Below are 3,314 nucleotides of genomic sequence, written 5' to 3' on the forward strand. Positions count from 1 at the left end.
TCCAGCGACTCCCAGATCTCCAGGTCACTGGTCCAAGGCGAGTTCTTGGGCGGTGCCGCTCGCCACGGCCGGGAGCTTTCGTCGCGGACGTTCGGGGTGGTGAAATGGTCTTGCATCTTCGGTCCCTCCTGAGGGATTGGGTGTGGTCGCTTGGGTCGCGACCGGTTGGGTTCTTCGGATGGTGAGGGTCGGGTTTTCGGACTCGGCCCTCACTGCTGTGCGGGGGTCGGTGCGGTGCGGGTCGAGTGCACGGGCACCGAACCGGAGCGGGAGCCGAACAGGGCTTCTCGTTCCAGGCGTCGCTTGCGTGCCCGCTTCTTCTCGGCCCCGGGCCTGTTGCGCTTGCTCACGCCGCACCGTCCTGAAGCCAGGCGACAACGTCGTCTACGCGGTACAGGACGCGAGGTCCTGCCTTCACGAAATCGGGGCCGGTGCGCCGGTAGCGCATCAGTCGGAGTGATGCGGGTGTGGTGTGCAGGTACTCGGCGGTCTGCTCAGGCGTCCACAGTTCTGGGACGCGGGCATCGGGTTTCATGTGTTCCTCCTCAGATCCTAGCGACGTCACTAGCTTTCTAGTGCCTTGGTGCTACGCCACGTTAGCACGCCATGTCGCTTGTTTGCTAGTCATAGCACTGGTAAATTAGTAACCGAAATGACCGACAGACCACCGCGACGAGAGGACACCGAGATGCCCCGCCTGACCCCCGACCAAGCAGCCAAGGTTCAAGCCGCAGAGACCGACATTCGCCGGATCATTGGACGCAACGCCCGCGAGATCCGGCTGGCGGCCGGTGCCCACTTGGAGCAGGTCTCCCGAGTCGCCAAACGGCATGGTTTGTCCTGGTCGACCGGACGAGTTGGCGACCTGGAGTCCGGGCGGGTCGAGGCGAAGGTCGAGACCCTGCTCTCTCTAGCCCTGACACTCGGCGAGATCCGGGGCGAGCCGGTCACCCTGCCGGACCTGCTCCGTTGCGACGGGGCGGTCCTGGTCAACGGCCGGGAGGTTGCCGATGTCACCGAGGTGTTCCGGGGCAAACCTGTGACCGAGTCGGCAGGCCAGCGAGAGCACGACGAGTTGAACAGTGGCGACCCGCTGCAGTTGGCCCAGGCCTCGACGTCGATTGCGGACCGCCGGGCGGCAAAGTCACTCGGGGTCGACCTGGACCGCCTGGTCGTTGCAGCCGTCGAGTTGTGGGGCCACAACCTCAGCGCGGAGCGAGACCGGCGAGCAGATGGCGAGACCAACACCGCCGCCCGGGGCAACATCACCCGCGACCTGATGGCCGAATTGCGCCAGCACCTCGAACTCTGACCCACTCACCCGATCTGCTCCGGGACGGTCTCGACCGCCTCCGGGGCCCCGACCCCCGCCGGACCCCGGAGAGGGCTTCCCCGACAAAGCGAAATACCAAGGAGACACCATGAGCGGCGGAAGCGTCGAGCCGTACACCACCAGCAAGGGGCGACTCTGGATGGTGCGGTACCGCGACGAGAACAACAGACAGCGGAAGCGAAAGGGGTTCACCACCAAGCGTGACGCCACCCTCGCCCTGGCGGACCTGCAGGTGAAGCTCGCTCGCGGTGAGTGGATCGACCCGAACGCATCGAAGGTCACCGTGGGAGTCCTCGCGGTGCCGTGGCTGGAGGGCACGACACACCTCAAGGCCACGACACGGAACAACCTGGAGTCGACCCTGAACGTCCACGTGCTCCCCCACTGGAACAACCGAGAGGTCGGTACCATTCGGCCCACGATGGTCCGGGCATGGGTGTCCGCCAAGGTCGCCGATGGCGTCGGCGCGACGGTCCTGGAACGCGCACTCGGCATCCTCCGGCAGATACTGGCCCAAGCGGTCGATGACCGGCGACTGCCGTCGAACCCGTGTGACAACGTGCGGGTGCCCCGGCGGGAGCACTCACCACGCGGATATCTCACCCACCAGCAGGTTGAGGCCCTGGCGGTCGAGTGCGGTCGGGACGCCACGATCGTGCGGTTCCTGGCCTACACCGGACTGCGGTGGGGCGAGATGGCCGCGCTGCGGGTGTCCGACTTCGACATGCTCAGGCGACGGGTGCAGATCACCCGGGCGGTGGCAGAGGTCAAGGGCGAGGTCGTTGTCTCCACACCGAAGACCCGCGAGAAGCGGTCGGTGCCGTTCCCCGCGTTCCTGGCGGACGAGTTGGCCGAGCGGATGGTAGGCCGGGGCAGGGACAACCTGGTGTTCTCGTCAGACGGCTCGACCTTCACCCGGGTCTCAAACTGGCGACCCCGGGTGTTCAACAAGGCGGTGAAGCGGTGCCAGCTCGCGGCCGAGGAACAGCGCCGCAAGGAGGCCCGCGCCGGTGATCCGACCACTCCCGGGTTCCCCACCATCTCCCCACACGATCTCCGGCACACCGCCGCCTCCCTGGCGATCTCCGCCGGGGCGAACGTCAAGGCGGTCCAGACCATGCTCGGGCACGCGTCGGCCGCGATGACGCTGGACACCTATGCCGACCTGTTCCCCGACGACCTGGAGGCCGTTGCCGGTGCCCTCGACGCGGCCCGCTCAGCCGCTTGTGCCCCCGCTGTGCCCTCGACCCAGCAGGCCTAGATACGACGAAACCCCCTCCACCTGCTCCAATGCAGGCCAAAGGGGGTTTCTGAGTGTGGAGCTAAGGGGAATCGAACCCCTGACCTTCTCGATGCGAACGAGACGCGCTACCAACTGCGCTATAGCCCCCCGGCACCCTCGCGGGCGACGGTGCCGCCCTCTCGAGCAGCGAGGGATACCTTACCAGCACGTCCGGGCGACCGACCAAACCGGGAGGCCGGGAGGCCTCATGAGCTCGCGGTGTGCGTGTGCATCCGCACCCCGTCGTCGTTGAAGATGCTGATCACCTGCGCCGGCCGCGCCCCGGCGGCCGACAGACTGTGCGGGATCTTGGTGTCGAACTCCGCTGCCTCACCCCGGGTCAGGATCAGCTCCTGGTCGCCCAGGACCAGGCGTAACCTGCCGGACAGGACGTAGAACCACTCGTAGCCGTCGTGGACCCGGGGTTCGGGCGCGGCACTCGCCGGCGGGTAGGTGATCTTGTAGGTGCCCACCGATGACCCCTCGGGAGCCAGGGGCGCGATCACCATCCCGTCCCGGTGGATCACCGGACGCCGCACCCTGGGGTCCACGGTCGACGGCGCCACCAGATCGTCGAGGCTGATCCCCAACTGGCGGGTGAGCGGCAGGAGCAGCTCGAGGCTGGCCTGTCTTTTGCCCGATTCGAGACGGGAGAGCGTGCTGGCCGACATGTCCGCGCGCTCGGCCAACTCGTCCAGG

At 67.1% G+C, this 3,314-nt stretch carries 5 protein-coding genes and 1 tRNA gene; 2 read left to right on the top strand and 4 right to left on the bottom strand.

Annotation, left to right across the window (positions count from 1 at the left end; genetic code table 11):
* Window positions 1-209: 209 nt before the first annotated feature.
* On the bottom strand, window positions 210-350 hold the full coding sequence (locus tag G6020_RS15490; RefSeq protein WP_182611223.1) for a hypothetical protein: 141 nt from the start codon (window positions 348-350) through the stop codon (window positions 210-212).
* Window positions 347-535: a helix-turn-helix domain-containing protein gene (locus G6020_RS15495; RefSeq protein ID WP_182611224.1), complete on the bottom strand. Its 189-nt coding sequence runs from the start codon at window positions 533-535 to the stop codon at window positions 347-349. The genes G6020_RS15490 and G6020_RS15495 overlap by 4 nt, the downstream gene beginning before the upstream one ends.
* Window positions 536-688: 153 nt before the next feature.
* Between G6020_RS15495 and G6020_RS15500 the strand changes: the two genes are divergently transcribed.
* Window positions 689-1,312 (top strand): hypothetical protein, encoded by a 624-nt coding sequence (locus G6020_RS15500; protein ID WP_182611225.1) that lies wholly within the window; start codon window positions 689-691, stop codon window positions 1,310-1,312.
* Between the two features lie 109 nt (window positions 1,313-1,421).
* Window positions 1,422-2,594 (top strand): tyrosine-type recombinase/integrase, encoded by a 1,173-nt coding sequence (locus tag G6020_RS15505; RefSeq protein ID WP_182611226.1) that lies wholly within the window; start codon window positions 1,422-1,424, stop codon window positions 2,592-2,594.
* A gap of 56 nt (window positions 2,595-2,650) precedes the next feature.
* Here the strand turns inward: G6020_RS15505 and G6020_RS15510 are convergent.
* Both G6020_RS15510 and G6020_RS15515 read right to left on the bottom strand, forming a co-directional pair.
* A tRNA-Ala gene (locus G6020_RS15510) sits at window positions 2,651-2,723 on the bottom strand.
* A gap of 98 nt (window positions 2,724-2,821) precedes the next feature.
* On the bottom strand, window positions 2,822-3,313 hold the full coding sequence (locus G6020_RS15515; protein ID WP_206682242.1) for an XRE family transcriptional regulator: 492 nt from the start codon (window positions 3,311-3,313) through the stop codon (window positions 2,822-2,824).
* Window position 3,314 lies beyond the last annotated feature (1 nt).

Source organism: Dietzia sp. B19 (assembly GCF_014145155.1).
Lineage (GTDB): Bacteria > Actinomycetota > Actinomycetes > Mycobacteriales > Mycobacteriaceae > Dietzia > Dietzia natronolimnaea.

What these genes read in the sequence shown, in the direction of transcription:
- G6020_RS15495 (WP_182611224.1), bottom strand. Translation starts at nt 535, where the DNA reads ATGAAACCCGATGCCCGCGTCCCAGAACTGTGGACGCCTGAGCAGACC.
- G6020_RS15500 (WP_182611225.1), top strand. Translation starts at nt 689, where the DNA reads ATGCCCCGCCTGACCCCCGACCAAGCAGCCAAGGTTCAAGCCGCAGAG.
- G6020_RS15505 (WP_182611226.1), top strand. Translation starts at nt 1,422, where the DNA reads ATGAGCGGCGGAAGCGTCGAGCCGTACACCACCAGCAAGGGGCGACTC.